Here is an 18,389-nt window from a genome sequence, read left to right as displayed (position 1 = left end):
CTAAGGTCCGTGAACACCTTCAGACCGGCACGAGTTTCTCGTCTTGCTTTTATCATCACTATTGACGAATGGAACAGTAATTCACTGTCATAATGGATATTGATACTGTATCAGCAAGCAGGAGACTTACGCCTAGCGTATCCTGTAAATATGATCGCTTAGGGTAGCGGTAACACCCGCAAAGGTTCGCCTGTTTTATGGTTTTTTCTCCGAACTATGAGGCCCATCTTACATTCAGGGCAGTGAATATCAGGCATATAGTTACACTCCGAATAATTTGTGCAGCCTAAGAAGGGGCCTAATTCACCTATCCGTATGATTAACCGACCCGAACCACATTCAGGACACTGACTGTCCAACAACAGCCACCACACTGCCGGAACAACTGATCTACTGTCTCCGTCAGAAAGGACTATATCGACAACTGAGGCAGCCCCTGAGCCGCTGTTAGTTCGAAACAGGTCTGACTGTTCCTCAATATCAAGGGATCGAATAAGACTCTCTCCCTGAGGAGAGTGATTATTGAACTCAAAGAAGCCGCACATACTGGTTAGATTAGCATAACGCCTCCGAAGGGCTATTAAGCTCACCCCTACAAGTGAAAAAATAACTTAAAAGAACCGATACTTAAAAATAAAAATACTTGGTACTTTTTAATAAAAACTAAAAAAATTAATGATTTATACGCACATCAAAGTAAACAGCATCAGCGCCTTCAATACAAAAAGGAGACCAAAAATGACTAAGTACTCGAAAACTAGAAAGCGAGAAAGACTTCCGATAAACGTACAACCACAGATATGGAATGCTTTCCTCTCGTTTGATCACAATCACCCAGACACGAAAAGAAACGAAGTCTTCGAAAAGTTGATATCTGACTACCTTAAGCAGAAAAAGCTGCTATTGATGAAATATACCGTTTGGAAGGCCTTAAATATTTCAACAGAGAGATACACCATTCAAAGAAACCTATTCTGGATAACTAGCAGCAAAAGCTAAGTGGTGAACGCACAGATGAACTGAGAACAATATTCCTCCGGTGATGGTAAAAAGCTATTTCGGAAGTTGTAAGAAGGGAAGAAATGGTGCCGGCACCAAGAGTCGAACTCGGGACCTACTGATTACAAGTCAGTTGCTCTACCAACTGAGCTATACCGGCACTGTGACCATACTGTGACCGCTACACCATTTTCATGAACATCTAGCGGATTGCGCGCCTTTAGCTCAAATGGATGGAGTAGCAAACTCCGTATGGAATCAGAACGTTATGAATAACGTTTAAGTGGCGCGCCTGGAGGGATTCGAACCCCCGACCAACAGGATCGGAACCTGCTACTCTATCCAGCTGAGCTACAGACGCGCAATTCATCAGGTTTGATGAGGGCGTGTATATTACCGATCTAACGAATGGCTGTCTATCGTTATAGCAAAATTTTCAGCGCGAAAATAACATTGTTGCTACTGCGTTTTCTTCACAAACTGATGTTTCTGCAGAGGCATTATTGGTATCTCCCGTAACTGCTCTTTGCCTGCAGAGGGTATCAGGCTGCCCATCCGTTTAGTTTTCACCGCCCGGCTAAAATAAAACCCCTGAAACAGCCTGCAACCCCACTGCTTCAGATATTCCAGCTCTTCCTGTTTTTCCACCCCTTCAGCGACAACATCGATCCCCAATGTCCTGGCCATCGCAATAATAGTTGAAACGATCGCGGCATCATTGCTGTCCGTGGTTATATCCTGAACAAACGACTGATCTATTTTCAGGGTATCCAACGGCAGCTCTTTCAGATACTGCAGCGAGGAATATCCTGTACCAAAATCATCCAACGCAAAGCGGATACCCAGCTGCGAAAGCCGCTGCATCTTGCTCCGCACCGACTCAATATTATGTAACAGCACCCCTTCGGTCAGCTCAAACACCAGATATTCGGCTCTGACTCCACTACTGATCACGATCTCCTGTACTTTTTCAACGAAATCGCTCTGCTGAAACTCACGTGGGCTAATATTCACTGACACCACCAGCTTCTTTCCCTGAGTCTCCCACTCAGCCATCTGTTTACAGACCTCTGTCAGTACCCATTGCCCCAGACAACAGATCAGATCGGTCATCTCGGCAATAGGAATAAATGCTGATGGGTTCACCAGCCCTTGCTCACCATCCTCCCAGCGAACTAAAGCTTCAGCACCAACAATTTTTCCATCACCACGAACTACGGGCTGATAACAGATGTACAGCAGGTCTTTATTGATTGCATCCCGAAGGCTTTCTTCAATCTGTTGCCGATGATCAGCATTATCCTGCATCTGCTCACGAAAGAACTGTACCCGGTTACGCCCCTCCTCTTTAGCCCGGTACATCGCCAGGTCGGCTTGCATGATAAGGTTTTCAAACTCACTATTCTGGCCATCAAACAGGGCGATTCCGATACTGGGTGTCACATGCAGCAGCCGCCCGTCGATCTCATGAACAGAGGTGATCGCCTGCCGCACTTTTTCAGCCACACTGAGAGCATTATGACTTGCCGTTGATTCACTGGTTCCAAGCTCAGGCAGCAACACTACGAACTCATCCCCCCCCAGCCGCGCGGGTGTATCCGCCTCTCTGACGGCTTTGCGGATGCGCGCAGACACGCTGTTCAGTACCGCATCACCAACACTGTGCCCAAGCGAATCATTGATGGTTTTAAAATGGTCCAGATCCATATATAGCAACGCGCCAATCTGTTCTGACCGCTTTGCCCGTATCACTTCTACTTCCATGCTCTGCATCAACAGTCGGCGATTTGCCAGCCCGGTCAGTGGATCAAAGTAGACATGTTGCTCTATCGCAGCTTGATGCGACTTTAACTCCTGCGCATTACGGTTTATCTGCCCCAGCATCCGGTTAAAACCACTAATCAGGGCATGCAACTCTCCCGGCTTATCGTCTTCCGGGATCTTAAGGTCAAAATTCTGATGTACGGTCACCTGCTCCATGGCATCAATAATCTTATCCACAGGCTCGGAAATACCCCGCTGAATCCGTTTGGAGAGCAGATGGACGCCCAACAGAGACAGACAGTAGATCGCCGCGCCAAATAGCAGATAGAACAACAACTTCTCTTTTATACCGTCAAGACCATACTGCAGATAGAGCTGCCCCACCAGCTTCCCCTTAACTCTCAGGGGCACGCTGTATTCAAGCAGTTCAAAGCCAAATTCATAAGAGCCCTCTAACTGAGCGCGGAGTCTATGTGAGGGGGTCGGTAATGACTGGTCCAGCCCAGGCTTCATCAGCCTGACCAGTTCCGAGCCATCATTCCGATAGACATAGATACCCAGCAGATTGGGTTCGGAAAAATAACTCTCCAATAACAGGGTCGCCAGCATTGGAGACTCAGTCATCACCACATGGGCAAGTTGGGGGGAGGTCAGACTGGAGAAAACATGGGCTCTGTCAATCAGTTGATTACGGTGATTATAAAACTCGAAACAGAGCACCACCAAACCTGTAATCAGTAACACCACAGCAACGGAGGTCACAAACAAACGATGCAGTCTGCGGGTAACAGAAACAATCGGTCGCTGACTCATCAGAATAATCCTGTCGGTCCGCGTCTGTGAGGACTAAGGTCTGCAGTTAAAAAAAAGTTACCCGTTACCATAATAAATCCTTTTACGGTATGTAAGCCACGCGACAACTGACCGTTATTAAGTCGTGTAAGAAATGCGGTAGTGCATCAAAATAACGCCATCACCCACAAGTGGCAACCATAATAGCTTTTAGACTACCCAATATGGTACATAAAACACACCCTTAGTACGGTTTTTCAAAGGTTTGTTACTAATTATTTAGTCCTGATAATGACATCAACCATTTTCGTTGTGCCTATTTACCGCTATAATCCCGGCCGATAATAATTTTGTTGATGCTGTAACCGGCCCATTGAGGGCACCCGACAGCTACCTTTTTTAAAATTAGCGATGATGAGGTCGTGACTGTGAGTAAATTTGCTGCCAAAGCTATTTCCGCCCTGTTTGCTGTAGCGCTGGGCTTTCTGTCCACTTCGACTATGGCCAACACTGATAACGATGCAATTGTAGAACGTATCCAGAAAGTAGGTTCAGTCTGTGTAGAAGGTGATGACTGTGGTGGTGCTGCCGCCCCTGCTGCCGCTGCCCAAGCTCGTTCCGGCTCTGAAGTTTACACTGCAAGCTGCTCTGCATGTCACGCATCAGGGGTTCTGAATGCACCGAAGTATGGAACCAGCGACTGGGCTGACCGCAGCGCTAAAGGGATGGAAACTCTGCTGCACAGCGCGCTGAACGGTTTCAACGCCATGCCGCCTCGCGGAACTTGTGCAAGCTGCTCTGACGATGAGATCAAAGCGGCTGTTGAGTACATGGTAGACAGCGCTAAGTAAGCCTGCCGATCCTGTAAAAAAGGCCGCATAAGCGGCCTTTTTTATAACTCCCGCTTTTCACAGATCATCCAGTAAGCCGCGCAAACCACTCAGTGTCGCATTGCCCCGCGCTTTATTCGTGGCTTCACATACTTCGCCCCGCCCTTCGAATACCAAATCATCCTCAGGCAGCTCATCGAGAAAGCGGCTTGGCTGGCAATCGATCAGCTCACCAAACTGTTTCCGCTTACGCGCCAGAGTCATCGTCAGCGTCTGTTTTGCCCGGGTAATGCCCACATAGGCCAGCCGCCGCTCTTCTTCGATATCGCCGTTTTCGATGCTGTTGCGGTGAGGCAGAATCTCCTCTTCCATCCCCATCAGGTAGACATGGTTAAACTCCAGTCCTTTTGACGCATGCAGAGTCATCAGCTGCACCCGGTCAGAGTCATCCTCCTCTTCCTGGCGTTCCATAATATCCATCAGTACCAGCCGGGCGATCGCTTCCCGAATACCCGCATCAGGATCGTCCTCCTGCAGCCGCTCCAGTGTATTACGCAGTGAATCAACCAGTATCCAGACGTTTTGCATCCGTCGTTCAGCAATCGTGTCACTGGAACTGTTCTGAGCAATCCAGCCGGCAAAATCGATATCCTCTATCATCTTGCGAATCGCATCGATAGGGTCACCCCGCTCACACTGCTGGTAGATCCCTTCCAGCCAGTTTTTAAAACGCTGCAAGCGCTCAACCTGAGCCGGTTTTAATACCTGCTCCAGACCCAACTCGCTGCAGGCATTAAAAAGGCTGGTATGACGCTCAGAGGCATATTCACCTAAGCCCTGCAAAGTGGTATGGCCGATCTCCCGGCGGGGCAGATTGATGATTCTCAGGAAGGCGTTATCGTCATCCGGGTTCACCAGCACTTTCATGTAGGACATGATGTCTTTAATCTCTGCCCGACCAAAAAAAGAGGTGCCACCGCTCAGTTTGTAGGGCACCTGATAGCTTTGCAGTTTGAGCTCCAGCAGGCGAGCCTGGTGGTTGCCCCGGTAGAGAATGGCAAAATCTTTAAACTGATAGCGCTTACGCAGATGCAAATCGAGAATTTCGGTGGCGATCCGCTCACACTCGGCATCTTCGTTTCGGGTAAAGACAACCCGGATCGGATCACCAAACCCCATATCACTCCAGAGCGTTTTGTCGAACACATGGGGATTGTTGGAGATCACCGTATTGGCCGCCTTGAGGATACGCCCCGTGGAACGGTAATTCTGCTCCAGCTTAACCACCTTCAGCGAAGGGAAATCATGCTGCAACTGCACCAGATTTTCCGGTCGGGCACCGCGCCAGGAGTAGATAGACTGATCATCATCGCCCACCACAGTAAGCATTCCGCGGGTACCTACCAGCATCTTAACCAGCAGGTACTGGGTGATATTGGTATCCTGATACTCATCCACTAACAGGTAGCGAATCTTATGCTGCCAGCGCTCAAGAATATCCCCATAATTGATGAATAGCTGCACCGGCAACAAAATCAGGTCGTCAAAGTCGACAGCATTGTAGGCCTTCAGACTTTTCTGATAAGCCTCATAGGCTCTGGCCGCCAACACTTCAGCCGGGCCCTGCGCTTTCGCCAAAGCCTGATCAGGCCCGAGCATATCGTTCTTCCAGTTTGAGATCGTACTCTGAATAAAATCGACCTGGTCGGTTTCCTCATTATGATGCAACAACAAACTTTTCAGCAGCGCCTTGCTATCCTGATCATCAAACAGTGAAAAGCCCGCTTTAAACCCCAGCGTTTTATGCTCTTTACGAATGATGTTTAAGCCGAGGTTATGAAAGGTAGAAACGGTAAGGCCCCGGGTAGCATTCCCTTTCACTAACGAATTAACCCGTTCCTTCATCTCACGGGACGCTTTATTGGTAAATGTCACCGCTGCAATGTTATGCGCTTTAATCCCGCAGGTTTCAATCAGATAAGCAATCTTGCGGGTGATCACACTGGTTTTACCCGAGCCGGCTCCGGCCAGAACCAACAGAGGCCCGCTGATGTAGTCAACAGCTTCACGCTGTTTAGGGTTAAGTCTCGACATTATAAATACTGACTCTGATTGCTAAAGTTTTGTTTGCACCCGGCCGATAACGTTTGGTTGGCGCCGCACAAAAAAGACAAAAAAACGATCTAATTACTTGTTTTTGAATAAAAAATGATCAAACATATGTTTGACTGCCGAGTTCGGCGTGATACTCTTAAAACGCATACAGGGCGACAATTATCGCATGGAATGAATTGTCTTATCAGTAGAACAGTGAGAATAAACTGGATCGTTTACTCTCCGTAGTAGATTCGATATGTTATCTATAGCGTCTGGCCGCCCAGCATGTACAGAGTGCCTGATTATTGATAGCTGTGGCTTTGATACCTCCGGGATCATCAAACGCCTGCGACAGCTACAGTGCAACACTCAACAATGTAGCTTTGATATGGCTACGGAGCTCTTAGAGCAGACAGATTTTAATCTCCTGTTCCTGCATACCTGTTTTACCGATACCAACGCACTATCTGAACTGCACTATCTGCGCCAGCAATACCCCCTTATTCCGATTATTCTATTTGACGATAATCTCAACTACGAACGCATCGATACATCCATGCTCTGGCGTGCCAATGACTTCATCTGCACATCAGAGATAACCGCCGATACGGTTGAGAGGGTGCTGCGCTACAACCTGAGAGTGCATCAGTACCATAATGAGATTGAACGTCTCTATCAGCTCGACCCCTTAACCGGAATGATTAACCGACAGCAGTTTTACAAAGAGCTGTCAGAACAGTTGAGTCACCTCCGACGAAAAGCATCGGCCAGCCACCTGGCATTAATCACTGTCGACCTGGATGGTTTCCGCCGCTTTAATAATATCAACGGCTACGCCGCCGGAGATATGGTAGTTAAGGAGATGAGCAAGCGTTTAGCGATACTGGCACCGGGATTGATCTCCCGGCTAGGAAATGATGAGTTTATTATGTTGCTCGACTTTCCGGCCAGTGCGAATCTTCTGCAACAGGTGACACTCATCTGCAACCAGATTCTTCATAGCCTGACGGAACCCTACAACTCTCATGAGCTGGAAGTCATCCTGCCCTGCAGTATCGGGGTCGCCCTGGCTCCCGAACATAGCTGCGAGACCGACACTCTGATCAATCAGGCGACTCATGCCAGAATCAAGGCAAAAGAGAAAAGTAACTGTAGCTATGTCATCTTCGACCAGGCATTTCAGCAGGCGAACAAATCACATATAGCTCTCGAACCTGAGTTGATTAGCGCTATCCGTCGTAACGAGTTTGAGCTGTTCTATCAACCTCGGGTTGACATTCTGTCGGGGAAAATCATTGGTGCCGAAGGGTTGATCCGCTGGCGTCACCCCCAGAAAGGGTTGATCTATCCCGATGCTTTTATCCCCACCGCTGAACGAACCGGGCTGATTGTACCGATTGGCTATTGGGTGATCCAACAGGCCGGAGAAGATATTCAGCGATTGCAGAGAAGCGGCCTGGAGATTCAGCGCCTGAGCATCAACCTGTCCTTCAGACAGTTTCAGGACAGCTATCTATGCAGAACAATTCAGCGACTGATCGAAAAGTACGCTATCAACACCTCCATTCTGGAGTTTGAACTAACCGAATCAGCCCTGTTTAATAATGAACTGCATGTTCAGGAGGGCATTGAAGAGTTGCATAAGCTGGGTATCAACTTCTCTCTGGACGACTTCGGTACCGGCTACTCCTCTTTTTCACTACTACAAAAACTGCCCATCAGTAGCCTGAAAATCGACCGCTCTTTTGTTTCCGGCGTGAATAGCAGCTCTGATGACCGGGAGATCGTTAAGGCGCTGATCCGCCTGGCTCACAGTCTCAACAAAGAGGTGATCGCCGAAGGCGTCGAAACGCTGCAGCAACTCAACTTCCTCGCCAGCTATGGCTGTCATCAGGCACAGGGCTATCTCTACAGCAAGCCGGTCCCCTTTGAAGAGTTTAAATACCTGCTGGAAAACGGCCATGGGATCACAGCGGCGAGCGCCGCAAACCGATAGCCTCCAGCAGTGCTGCACTGCTAATGTCCAGCTCGCCTTTCAGGTCCGCAATGGTTCTGGAGACCTTCAGCACCCGGTGCGTCGCCCGGGCAGATAAGCCCATTTTACTCATCGCCCGCATCAGCAGCTGTTCCTGCTCTGGGCCGAGCTGACAATACTGTTCCAGACCGTTGACGTTCAACTGGTCGTTGATACACCCCTGGCGTTGCTGCTGGCTTGTCCGGGCACTGACCACCCGCTCCCTGATCGTAATACTGCTCTCACCTCTTTCCGCAGGCCCCATCAGTTGCTCAGGGGTCAGCCCCGGCACCCAGCTTTGCAGGTCAATCCGGTCCAGTAACGGCCCGGAGATCCGTGCCTGATAGCGTTGCACCTGGTCCGGCGTACAGCGGCAGCGGCCACTCTGATCGCCCCGATAACCGCAGGGGCAGGGGTTCATGGCGGCAATCAGCTGAAACCGGGCAGGAAAACTGGTTTGCAGGGCAGCCCTGGAGATGTTGATCACCCCCGACTCAAGCGGCTCACGCATCACCTCCAGCACCTGTCGGCTATATTCGGGCAGCTCATCAAGAAACAGCACTCCCTGATGGGCCAGGGAGATCTCTCCCGGGCGGGGATTACTCCCGCCACCCACGAGCGCAACGGCGGAGGCGGTGTGATGTGGCGTTCGAAAGGGGCGAATACCCGCAAAAAGGCCTTTCTCTTTCACCCCGGCGATAGAGTAGATCGCCGCAATATCCAGCAACTCATCCGACTCCAGCGGCGGCAGAATGCCCGGCAGACGGCTGGCCAGCATACTTTTCCCACTTCCCGGCGGGCCGCAAAGCAGCAAATTATGCCCGCCTCCGGCCGCTATCTCTAACGCTCTTTTGGCCTGAAACTGCCCCCGCACATCTGACATATCCGCCGCCATACAATCGTCGGTCCGCCACGCAGATGGGATTGCGGCGTCCAGCAGACGGGCACCGGCAAGATGATTGCTCACCTCTAGCAACGACCGCGCACCAAAAAGGCGCAGTCCGGTAACCAGTCCCGCTTCCTGAATATTGTCAGCGGCTACCCAGAGACTCCGGCCCGCATTCCGGCAGTTAAGGGCAACGGGCAACACGCCGGAAACCGGGCGCAGATCGCCTGATAACGCCAGTTCAGCTAAAAACTCATACGACTCAGCGCTGTTTTGTGGCAGCTGGCCACTGGCTATAAGAATGCCAACCGCAATCGCCAGATCATATCGACCGCCTTCCTTAGGCAGATCAGCAGGGGCGAGGTTGACCGTGATGCGCCGGGCGGGAAACTCAAACCCACAATTCAGCAGTGAACTACGAACCCGTTCCCGGCTCTCCTTTACGCCGGTTTCCGGCATCCCCACGATGGAAAAGCTGGGCAGACCGCCCGACAGATGAACCTCCACCGCGACGGGTGGGGATTGAATACCGAGCTGTGCCCGGGTGTGTACTATTGCCAGTGCCATACGCATCCATCCCTGGATTTTAGTTTCAGACTGTTACCACCTCAGTCTGTTCTGTTATTCAATGCTCCAGATCTAATCGCTCAATCAGCTGTTCCAGCGTCAGCTCCCGACCGACATACTTACCACTCATCCGCAAACATCCCTGCTGTGTCAGCCGGGTCATCTGACCGGTGGTACGTACGCCCTCAGCCATCACTTCAAGATCATTGTCCCGTGCCATCGTAATAAAATCTTCAACGTCGCGCACATAGTAATCATCGCGCATCTGTTGCTCAACCAGATGCGCGTTGAGCAACAACATATCAGGAAACAGCTGCGCAGGTAGCCGCTCAACCGAATGCTGCTGCGGGTCCAGCAAGAGCAGCACCCCCTGCGCTTTAAGCTCTTCAATCTCATCCGGAAACAGCTGTAGCTGGACGTAATTCAAAATTATCATCAGACGCTGCGACGGAATTCCCACTTTAACCATCTGCCGAATCAGATGTTCGATCACATCGGCAGCAAACAGCTCTTCATCCTGTAAGCGGATACAGAGGTTCTCAAACTGATCAAAACCGCTCCACAGCTTGATCATCGGGGCCAGCTGGCGCTCCAGCTGCTGATGATAATCCCCCAGCAAACTATAGCGGGACAACTGAGGGATAAACTGCGCCGGGGACAAGATACCCTGTTGCGGATGATTCAACGACAGGGACACTTCAGCCGCAGTCAGATGATGTCCCGCCAGGGAGTAAACCGGATTAAACCGAAGCTGCAACCAGCCGTCTGACACCGCCTGACTAAGGGTATCGCGGCTTAATACAGTGCCGCTTCCCAGTGACGCATCATACAGACGAAAACCATTGTGACTATCCGGGGTGCGCAACACCAGACGGGCCCGATCCAGCATCAACTCAGCACTGATCCCTCCACTCTCAACCAGCACACCGCCCATCGCATAGGTGACCGCTATCGCCTCCCCCTCTACGTCTACAGGTTCCAGAAGCCCGGCCGAAATACGCTCAGCAAACTGCTCCAGCGTCATCTCATCAGGGCAATCGTCCAGCACAAAGACAAAGTTATGCTCCTGATCCACCGCGAGCAGATCGGTCTCCCGCACCTGTGCGCTAAGCCGCGCCGCAAGCGCCGCGATAATCTGACTGGCCTCTGCGCCAACATTGTCCAGCTGCAGCAAAATCAGCCCCCGCCCCCGCTGTCCCAGAGCATCTTTCAGCAACTGCTGATTCAACTGATCCAGCAGCATAAACTCATCAGGCAACCCCGTCAGCACATCATAACTGGCATGGCTGTAGCGGTGTTGGTCCTGATATAAATTGCTGATATCGGAAAACTGAGCGACAAACCCCTCAATCTCGCCACTCCCATCCCGCTGTGCCATCAGGGTGTACCAGGCTGGATAGCTATGACCATCTTTATGCCGGTTCCACAACTCACCCTCCCAGAATCCGCGGAACATCAGCTGTTGCCAGAGATGATCAAACAGCTCGGCAGCGATCTCCCGGTTAGTGACAATGCCAGGCCCCTGACCAACCACATCTTCAAAAGAGAAACCGCTGACTTCAGAAAAGCCCGGATTTACCCGATAGATCCGGTTCTCCTCATCCAGCAACATCACCGCCTGAGGCGTATAGTCAAACAGCCCCTCCTGGGGATGCTGAGCAAACACTCTCCCTGCGGCCTGACCGCTGCGCATCGCATTGACGATATACAGCCCGGCCACCGAATTCCAGAAAATCTCTAGTTGCAGCCAGAGGCTATGATCCTCAACAAAGGGCTGCCAGGACAAGGTTGCCGTTCCCTTAGAACGGGCCAGCATCATGCCATGACGCAACTCAAACAGCGCCTCATCCGAGTGCACCTGCGCCAACGGAACCCCCGTCACTTCGCCCTGCCAGCCGAGCATGCCGAGATATTCCTGAGTCGCAAACTGATAGCTCAGGTCAGGCAGAATGCAGGCGTACATCGGCTGATGCATAGGGTCTCCTTCGTGTGTAATTCAGGCGTTATTCCCGGTCTTGCTAAGCAGCTGTTCTAAACGGTCAATCTCCAACTGCAACTGCTCCAGTTTAGCCCGGCTGCGGGCTAATACCGCACTCTGAGCATCAAACTCGTCGCGGGTGACCAGATCCATCCGCCGAAATGCGCCCTGCAACAGTGCATTGATCTGTTGCTGCAGCTCCGGCTCAGCTGCACTATGGCGAGCCTGTTCAAACAGCTGACCGATCTGTTCGCTAATTCCGGCCAGTATGTTGTGATTAATCATATCTACTATTTCCAAATAATATCCGCAGACTATCCCCATAAGACTATACCAATAACCGCACAATAACCCGAGCTGCTTTTAGCAAGAATCACACGCGCCCCAAGCCGCGCACCAAAAAAGGGCCTGCACAACAATTGTGCACCAGCGACTGATCAAGAAACCTCTGCGAATCTGCGAATCCGCCTTTAAAACCCAACCATAAATATAATAACTAATTGTTTTTATTTAAAAAAAATCTTTATGGCATGTGCAATGCTTAGTATGGATCAACCGTTTATCGCTGCGCTGATAACCAGCGTAGCTCTTTAAAACAGTTTTACTTAGTGGAGATCAGATCCCATGAAACTCATCTCAGCAATTATTAAACCATTCAAACTGGATGATGTGCGTGAAGCACTTTCCGAAATCGGCGTACAGGGTATCACTGTCACCGAGGTGAAAGGCTTCGGCCGTCAGAAGGGCCATACAGAACTCTACCGGGGCGCAGAATACGTTGTCGATTTTCTGCCCAAAGTAAAGGTCGACGCTGCTGTGGAGGACGGCATCGTTGATCAGGTAGTTGAAGCGATCAGCAAAACGGCTCAAACCGGCAAGATCGGTGACGGTAAGATTTTCGTGATGCCGCTTGAAGAGGTTATCCGGATTCGTACCGGTGAAACCGGCAATACCGCGCTGTAAAAACTTACTTACAACCTAAAAACAACTCTAAGCGTTTGCTTCAGGGGGAAGTGATGGAAAATCAAATTTTTGAATTACAATATGCAATGGACACCTTTTATTTCCTGGTGTGCGGTGCATTAGTTATGTGGATGGCGGCTGGTTTCGCCATGCTGGAAGCAGGCTTGGTACGTTCTAAAAACACAACTGAGATCCTGACCAAGAACGTTGCGCTGTTCTCAATTGCCTGCATCATGTACATGGTGTGTGGTTATCACATTATGTATGACGGCGACCTGTTCCTGAGCACCATCGGTGAAATTGATGTTAACCAGGTACTGGCGGACTCTGCAGAAGCAGGCTTTGATGGCGACTCGGTTTACTCCGGTGCATCTGACTTCTTCTTCCAGGTCGTATTCGTTGCTACGGCAATGTCTATCGTATCCGGTGCAGTTGCTGAGCGTATGAAACTGTGGGCTTTCCTGGCTTTCGCTGTTGTCATGACCGGTGTTATCTACCCAATGGAAGGTTCATGGACCTGGAACGGCGCTGACGTTTTCGGCATGTACAACCTGGGCGATCTGGGTTTCTCTGACTTTGCCGGTTCAGGTATTGTACACATGGCGGGTGCAGCTGCTGCACTGGCGGGTGTGCTGCTACTGGGTGCCCGTAAAGGTAAATATACCGCTAACGGTGTCAACGCTATTCCGGGTGCTAACCTGCCCCTGGCAACGTTGGGTACCTTCATCCTGTGGATGGGCTGGTTCGGTTTCAACGGTGGTTCTGTTCTGAAACTGGGCGATATTGCTAACGCCCACTCAGTCGCCATGGTATTCCTCAACACCAACGCTGCTGCAGCCGGTGGTTCTGTCGCTGCGCTGATCACTGCCCGCATGCTGTTCGGTAAAGCCGACCTGACCATGCTGCTGAACGGTGCACTGGCAGGTCTGGTCGCCATCACTGCTGAACCATCAACCCCGACTGCACTGCAGGCAACCCTGTTTGGTGCCATCGGCGGTGTGCTGGTAGTGTTTGCGATCATCACTCTGGACAAACTGCGCATCGATGATCCTGTGGGTGCGATCTCTGTACACGGTGTCTGTGGTCTGCTGGGTCTGCTGCTGGTTCCTGTTACCAACGGTGACGTAAGCTTCAGCGGTCAGTTGATCGGTGCTGCCACTATCTTTATCTGGGTCTTCGGAACCAGCCTGATTGTCTGGGCGATCCTCAAAGCGGTTATCGGTATCCGTGTCAGCGAAGAGGAAGAGTACGAAGGTGTTGATATCGCTGAATGCGGTATGGAAGCTTACCCAGAATTCACCAACGGTAAGTAAGCCTTTCAGCTAAAATAGGCAATAACTTACAAAAGGGGGGCTTCGGCTCCCCTTCTGACGTTTTATTAAGTTATTGATTCTGGGTATACTAGAGCGAAGTTCGATCTCCAACCGTCTGAGGCCTGTAGGAATCTCCTGCAAGAACAACAGATCCAAGCGAGGATAATAATGATGAAACTGGTAAGCGCGGTCATTAAACCGTTCAAACTGGATGATGTACGTGAAGCTCTGTCAGAGATTGGCATTCAGGGCGTCACTGTTACCGAAGTAAAGGGTTTTGGCCGTCAAAAGGGTCATACCGAACTTTATCGAGGTGCAGAGTACGTTGTAGATTTTCTGCCTAAAGTAAAAATTGAAGCAGCTATTGCTGATGACCTGGTTGATCAGGTCATAGAAGCGATCGCGTCCACTGCAAACACCGGCAAGATTGGCGATGGAAAAATATTTGTTACGCCGCTGGAGCAAGCGATCCGTATCCGTACCGGTGAAACAGGTACTGACGCGCTATAAACCGCTGAGCAGATGAATATTAAAGGGCACCCAATGGGTGCTTTTTTTTTGCCCAAAACGGGATAAATATTACGGCTCAATCAAATCAAAGGTCTAAACTTAGAGAAAGTTTTCCCAAACAAAGGATTATGGACAGTATGATCAGCCGTACAATGTTTGATGAGGTAATGGTTCCCAACTATGCCCCAAGCCAGATGATACCGGTTCGGGGAGCGGGCTCACGGGTCTGGGATCAGGCGGGCAAAGAGTACATCGACTTCGCTGGCGGTATCGCGGTTAACGCCCTGGGACACTGCCATCCGGAGCTGATAAAAACCCTTCAGGAGCAGAGCCAGAAGCTCTGGCACCTGAGTAATGTCTGGACCAACGAGCCAGCCCTGAAACTGGCAGGTCAGCTGTGTGCAGCCACCTTTGCCGAACGGGCGTTATTTGCCAACTCGGGGGCCGAAGCCAATGAAGCAGCCCTGAAACTCGCCCGCATCCACGCCAAAAAACATTTCAGTAAAGATAAAACCGAGATCATCGCCTTCGAAAACAGTTTTCACGGGCGCACCCTGTTTACCGTCAGCACCGGTGGACAACCGAAATACACCGAAGGGTTTGAACCACTCCCCGGTGATATCACCCACCTGCCCTATAATGATCTGGCCGCGGTGGAATATCAGATATCCGATAAAACCTGTGCCGTTATCGTCGAACCGATTCTGGGAGAGGGCGGCATCATCGCCGCTGAACCGGTGTTCCTTGAAGGCCTGCGTGCCCTGTGCGACAAACATAACGCCCTGCTGATTTTTGATGAAATTCAAACTGGCATGGGCCGTACCGGCAATCTGTTCGCCTATCAGGGCTATAAGGTCACCCCGGATATTCTCACCACCGCCAAAGCGCTGGGGTGCGGATTCCCCATCGGCGCTATGCTAACCACCCATACTATTGCGGACAGTTTCTCCGTCGGCTCGCATGGCAGCACCTACGCAGGTAACCCACTTGCCTGCGCCGTTGCTTCCCGGGCCTTCGAGCTGATCAATGACCCAACCCTGCTGGCCGGAGTTGTCCAGCGACAACAGATGTTTCTCAGCGGCCTGAAACAGCTGAATCAAAAGATCGGCCTGTTTCATGATATCCGCGTGGAGGGACTGCTGATCGGTTGTGAGCTGAAAGAGATCTGGCAGGGTAAAGCCCGGGAACTGCTGACACATGCTCAGGATCAGGGGGTTCTGGTGCTAACCGCAGGTCCCAATGTGTTGCGACTGGCACCCTCACTGATCATCCCCTATCCAGAGATGAAAAAAGGCCTGCAACAACTGGCACAGGCGATGCTGGCTGTGAAGATGGGCTTTTAAGGCGATGAATGATGGACTCCCTGCTGAACTCGATCACCCAGCGCCAACCCCCGCTAACCGAAACCCTGGTTGAACTGGCACAGATAAACTCTGGCACGCTCAACTGGGCGGGCGTTAATCAGGTCGGCTGGTTGCTGAGCGAGATGTTTTGCTCTCGACTCAACTGTCATCATCAGCAACGCAGCTTACCAGCCTACAGACTGATTCGCACAGATGGCACTGTTGTAGAGCACCGCCTTGGGGATCTGCATATTCTGAGTAAACGTCCGGACGCCCCACTACAGGTTTTACTCACCGGGCACCTCGATACGGTGTTCCCGGAAGACTCAGCATTTCAGCAGTGCCAGTGGCTGGATCAGCAGACCCTGCAGGGGCCGGGTGTCAGTGATATGAAGGGCGGCCTGCTGGTTATGCTGGAAGCACTGAGCACATTTGAACAGTCCCCGCTGGCACAGCGAATAGGCTGGACGGTGATTCTCAACCCAGACGAGGAGATCGGCTCGCCCAGCTCCGCTTCCATCCTGGCACAGCAAGCGCTGTGCCATGATCTGGGAATGATATATGAACCGGCGCTGCCTGACGGACAACTGGCGGGAGAGCGTAAAGGCAGCGGAAACTTTACCGCGATTATCGCCGGAGTGGCAGCCCATGCGGGCCGGGAACACCACCTGGGACGCAATGCAATTTGTGCCATGGCGGAGTTTATCACCGCCGTTGATCAGCTGAATGGTCTGCGAGAGGGGGTTACCCTCAACGTCGGCATTGTGAATGGCGGAGTGACCACTAACCAAGTGCCGGATCAGGCCCGCTGTCGTTTCAATATTCGTACCCGGATCCGCGAAGATGAGCTCTGGTGCCAGCAGCAACTGCAAAAAATCATTCAGCAGATCAACACTAAAGAGGGTATATCGCTGACACTCCACGGCAGCTTTGGCCGAACGCCAAAGCAGCTAAACCAAGCCCACCTGGCGTTGTTCCGACTGGTGACTGACTGCTCAGCAGAGCTTGGTGTCCCGCTATCATGGGAATCCACAGGAGGCTGCTGTGATGGCAACAACCTGTCAGCGGCAGGGTTGCCCAATGTAGATACCCTGGGCGTGCTGGGCGGCAACATCCACAGCCACACTGAGTTTATTAAGATTTCCAGTCTGGTCGAGCGTGCCCGGCTCAGTACCCTGGTTTTACTCAGACTGGCAGAACAACCCGGCATCTGGAGCAGAACACGCGCCTGATCAGCCCCAGGCCACCCGTAGTGCATAGCGCTATTGGATAAAAAACAGAGGAGTTGAGGGATGAACGGTATCAGTTTAATTCGCCCAATCAGATTAACCGATCTGGACCGCCTCTGTGAGCTGGCGCAAGACAGCGGACCGGGTTTCACCTCACTGCCGGGCAACCGCGAACTGCTCGAAACCAAAATCCGCGCCTCTGAAAGCGCCTTTAATCAGGCGCAAGCGGATCCTCTGGGTAACAGCTACCTGTTTGTGATGGAATCACCTACTGACAATAAAGTTGTCGGCGTCTGCGGTATAGAAGCCGCCGTGGGGCGGCGAGAGCCGTTTTATCACTACCGCCTGGGCACCGTTGTCCATGCTTCCCGCGAGCTGGGGGTGCACAACAGTTTTCAGACCCTCTACCTGTGTAATGATTACACCGGCTGTACTGAAGTCTGCACTCTCTACCTCGATCCGCAATACCGCAAAGACAACAATGGCGGTTTACTATCCCGCTGCCGGTTTCTGTTTCTGGCACAGTTCAAAGAGCGTTTCCCCGGCAAAGTGATCGCCGAAATGCGCGGTGTCAGCGATGCTCAGGGCCGCTCTGCCTTCTGGGATGGCCTGGGCCAGCATTTTTTCAGCATGGAGTTTTCTGAAGCAGACTACCTCACCGGCATCGGCAACAAAGTGTTTATCGCCGAACTGATGCCAAAACACTCCATCTATATCCATCTGTTGCCAGAAGCGGCACGCCGGGTGATTGGTGAAGTTCATGAACAAACCGTGCCAGCCCGCAAACTGCTTGAAAGCGAAGGGTTTCGGTATGAAGAGTATATCGATATTTTTGATGCAGGCCCCACCCTTGCCTGCGAGCTGAAGGATATCCGCGCTGTCAGAAAAAGCGCTTATGTCAAAGTCCATATCGGCCCCTATCAGCACCACGCCACCACCTTCCTGATCAGCAATACCTCTCTGAAGAATTTCCGCTGTACCGCCGCGCAGATAGCCCCTTCAGAGGGCAGAATTACCCTGACCGCAGAACTGGCACACCTGCTAATGGTCAGCGAAGGCGACAAGGTGCGGGTTGTGCCCCTGAAAAGCAGAACCAGGAGTTGA

At 51.5% G+C, this 18,389-nt stretch carries 14 protein-coding genes and 2 tRNA genes; 8 read left to right on the top strand and 8 right to left on the bottom strand.

The features are described from left to right. Positions 1-158 precede the first annotated feature (158 nt). The 4 genes from ACQY8X_RS06085 to ACQY8X_RS06070 form a co-directional block, all read right to left on the bottom strand. A complete protein-coding gene (locus ACQY8X_RS06085) occupies positions 159-545 on the bottom strand; it encodes a topoisomerase DNA-binding C4 zinc finger domain-containing protein (RefSeq protein ID WP_428034256.1) in 387 nt (128 codons plus the stop codon). A gap of 538 nt (positions 546-1,083) precedes the next feature. Continuing rightward, a tRNA-Thr gene (locus ACQY8X_RS06080) sits at positions 1,084-1,159 on the bottom strand. A gap of 124 nt (positions 1,160-1,283) precedes the next feature. After that, positions 1,284-1,360, bottom strand: a tRNA-Arg gene (locus ACQY8X_RS06075). A gap of 98 nt (positions 1,361-1,458) precedes the next feature. After that, the gene (locus ACQY8X_RS06070; RefSeq protein WP_428034255.1) at positions 1,459-3,576 is read right to left on the bottom strand and encodes an EAL domain-containing protein; all 2,118 of its coding nucleotides are present in this window, start codon (positions 3,574-3,576) and stop codon (positions 1,459-1,461) included. A 407-nt stretch (positions 3,577-3,983) separates the two neighbouring features. On the opposite strand from ACQY8X_RS06070, the gene ACQY8X_RS06065 reads away from it, so the two are divergent. Beyond that, positions 3,984-4,406: a c-type cytochrome gene (locus ACQY8X_RS06065; RefSeq protein WP_428034254.1), complete on the top strand. Its 423-nt coding sequence runs from the start codon at positions 3,984-3,986 to the stop codon at positions 4,404-4,406. A 57-nt stretch (positions 4,407-4,463) separates the two neighbouring features. On the opposite strand, the gene rep is transcribed toward ACQY8X_RS06065, so the two are convergent. After that, positions 4,464-6,479, bottom strand: a complete 2,016-nt coding sequence (gene rep / locus ACQY8X_RS06060) for a DNA helicase Rep (RefSeq protein ID WP_428034253.1) — start codon at positions 6,477-6,479, stop codon at positions 4,464-4,466. 391 nt (positions 6,480-6,870) lie between these two features. Here rep and ACQY8X_RS06055 point away from each other — a divergent pair, with 391 nt between their 5' ends. Continuing rightward, positions 6,871-8,478, top strand: a complete 1,608-nt coding sequence (locus ACQY8X_RS06055) for a putative bifunctional diguanylate cyclase/phosphodiesterase (protein WP_428034252.1) — start codon at positions 6,871-6,873, stop codon at positions 8,476-8,478. Here ACQY8X_RS06055 and ACQY8X_RS06050 read toward each other — a convergent pair. From ACQY8X_RS06050 to ACQY8X_RS06040, 3 genes are read right to left on the bottom strand one after another with little or no spacing between them, the layout of a single operon-like run. After that, entirely contained in the window at positions 8,450-9,949 is a 1,500-nt protein-coding gene (locus tag ACQY8X_RS06050) for a YifB family Mg chelatase-like AAA ATPase (RefSeq protein WP_428034251.1), read from the bottom strand. The genes ACQY8X_RS06055 and ACQY8X_RS06050 overlap by 29 nt on opposite strands. Before the next feature lie 58 nt (positions 9,950-10,007). Continuing rightward, entirely contained in the window at positions 10,008-11,924 is a 1,917-nt protein-coding gene (locus ACQY8X_RS06045) for an EAL domain-containing protein (RefSeq protein ID WP_428034250.1), read from the bottom strand. Positions 11,925-11,945: 21 nt separating this feature from the next. After that, entirely contained in the window at positions 11,946-12,227 is a 282-nt protein-coding gene (locus ACQY8X_RS06040; RefSeq protein WP_428034249.1) for an accessory factor UbiK family protein, read from the bottom strand. A gap of 324 nt (positions 12,228-12,551) precedes the next feature. Between ACQY8X_RS06040 and glnK (ACQY8X_RS06035) the strand changes: the two genes are divergently transcribed. The 6 genes from glnK (ACQY8X_RS06035) (at position 12,552) to astA (ending at position 18,389) form a co-directional block, all read left to right on the top strand. Next, positions 12,552-12,890, top strand: a complete 339-nt coding sequence (gene glnK, locus ACQY8X_RS06035) for a P-II family nitrogen regulator (protein ID WP_299197549.1) — start codon at positions 12,552-12,554, stop codon at positions 12,888-12,890. Positions 12,891-12,943: 53 nt separating this feature from the next. Continuing rightward, positions 12,944-14,203: an ammonium transporter gene (locus tag ACQY8X_RS06030; RefSeq protein ID WP_428034248.1), complete on the top strand. Its 1,260-nt coding sequence runs from the start codon at positions 12,944-12,946 to the stop codon at positions 14,201-14,203. A 171-nt stretch (positions 14,204-14,374) separates the two neighbouring features. Then, positions 14,375-14,713 carry a P-II family nitrogen regulator gene (glnK, locus tag ACQY8X_RS06025; protein ID WP_299197554.1) on the top strand — a complete coding sequence of 113 codons (339 nt, stop codon included), beginning with the start codon at positions 14,375-14,377 and terminating at the stop codon, positions 14,711-14,713. A gap of 128 nt (positions 14,714-14,841) precedes the next feature. Beyond that, complete coding sequence (locus tag ACQY8X_RS06020) at positions 14,842-16,056, top strand: aspartate aminotransferase family protein (protein ID WP_428034247.1); 1,215 nt, start codon at positions 14,842-14,844, stop codon at positions 16,054-16,056. 8 nt (positions 16,057-16,064) lie between these two features. Then, positions 16,065-17,288, top strand: coding sequence for a hydrolase (locus ACQY8X_RS06015; protein ID WP_428034246.1), 1,224 nt, complete (start codon positions 16,065-16,067; stop codon positions 17,286-17,288). Positions 17,289-17,348: 60 nt separating this feature from the next. Continuing rightward, complete coding sequence (astA, locus tag ACQY8X_RS06010; RefSeq protein ID WP_428034245.1) at positions 17,349-18,389, top strand: arginine N-succinyltransferase; 1,041 nt, start codon at positions 17,349-17,351, stop codon at positions 18,387-18,389.

Source organism: Amphritea sp. (assembly GCF_050300915.1).
In the GTDB taxonomy this organism is placed as follows: Bacteria; Pseudomonadota; Gammaproteobacteria; order Pseudomonadales; family Balneatricaceae; genus Amphritea.
This window is presented reverse-complemented; position numbering and strand designations above follow the sequence as displayed.

Bases quoted from the DNA above. Each gene is read 5' to 3' on its own strand.
- ACQY8X_RS06085 (WP_428034256.1), bottom strand. From the start codon at position 545: ATGTGCGGCTTCTTTGAGTTCAATAATCACTCTCCTCAGGGAGAGAGT.
- ACQY8X_RS06070 (WP_428034255.1), bottom strand. From the start codon at position 3,576: ATGAGTCAGCGACCGATTGTTTCTGTTACCCGCAGACTGCATCGTTTG.
- rep (WP_428034253.1), bottom strand. From the start codon at position 6,479: ATGTCGAGACTTAACCCTAAACAGCGTGAAGCTGTTGACTACATCAGC.
- ACQY8X_RS06055 (WP_428034252.1), top strand. From the start codon at position 6,871: ATGGCTACGGAGCTCTTAGAGCAGACAGATTTTAATCTCCTGTTCCTG.
- ACQY8X_RS06050 (WP_428034251.1), bottom strand. From the start codon at position 9,949: ATGGCACTGGCAATAGTACACACCCGGGCACAGCTCGGTATTCAATCC.
- ACQY8X_RS06045 (WP_428034250.1), bottom strand. From the start codon at position 11,924: ATGCATCAGCCGATGTACGCCTGCATTCTGCCTGACCTGAGCTATCAG.
- glnK (WP_299197549.1), top strand. From the start codon at position 12,552: ATGAAACTCATCTCAGCAATTATTAAACCATTCAAACTGGATGATGTG.
- ACQY8X_RS06030 (WP_428034248.1), top strand. From the start codon at position 12,944: ATGGAAAATCAAATTTTTGAATTACAATATGCAATGGACACCTTTTAT.
- glnK (WP_299197554.1), top strand. From the start codon at position 14,375: ATGAAACTGGTAAGCGCGGTCATTAAACCGTTCAAACTGGATGATGTA.
- ACQY8X_RS06020 (WP_428034247.1), top strand. From the start codon at position 14,842: ATGGACAGTATGATCAGCCGTACAATGTTTGATGAGGTAATGGTTCCC.
- ACQY8X_RS06015 (WP_428034246.1), top strand. From the start codon at position 16,065: ATGATGGACTCCCTGCTGAACTCGATCACCCAGCGCCAACCCCCGCTA.
- astA (WP_428034245.1), top strand. From the start codon at position 17,349: ATGAACGGTATCAGTTTAATTCGCCCAATCAGATTAACCGATCTGGAC.